This is a genomic window from Haloarcula sp. Atlit-120R (assembly GCF_003665885.1).
GTDB classification, from domain to species: Archaea; Halobacteriota; Halobacteria; order Halobacteriales; family Haloarculaceae; genus Haloarcula; species Haloarcula taiwanensis.
In genome coordinates this window covers 1-439 of sequence record NZ_QPLN01000114.1, presented here as the reverse complement: position 1 = coordinate 439, position 439 = coordinate 1, and the positions used below count along the sequence as shown (strand labels likewise).

1 pseudogene is annotated in these 439 nt (G+C 51.5%); it reads left to right on the top strand.

Annotated features, from left to right (window positions below):
- Positions 1-325: 325 nt before the first annotated feature.
- Positions 326-439, top strand: a pseudogene (locus tag DVK01_RS23085) (MarR family transcriptional regulator); the annotation flags it as partial.

The following is a 439-nucleotide window of genomic DNA, read 5'->3' as shown; positions in this document are numbered from 1 at the left end:
CGCGCTGATGCCCTCGATGGGCGTGGCGCACGTGGGGCAGTTGTTTGACGCTTCGTCGGGCGTGTCGCGGGCTTTATTGCGTGCCCGCGAGAGCTTCAGTTTGGTCGTCATTGTGGGTGACGGCCCGTGCTCGGGTCCTGCTGGAACAGGAGCCCGGGCGTTTTCCGCGACTTGTAGGCCACGGTGAGAGTCGTCACTACCGACAATGAGAGGCATCCAATATAAAACCCAACTACCATAGTAAATTTCAATGACTACTTGAGTCAACAGACCTAACTATATACGTGGTTGTTTTTGAACCAAGATGAGTGAATTCCTGAAGAGGATGGTCGAAATAATCTCGTGGTTTTCGCCCGCCGACTACGAGATTCTTCTTTTTTACGAATCTCACGACATTGGCGCAACGTCGAAAGTAGTCGCCTACAATATCGACTATAAT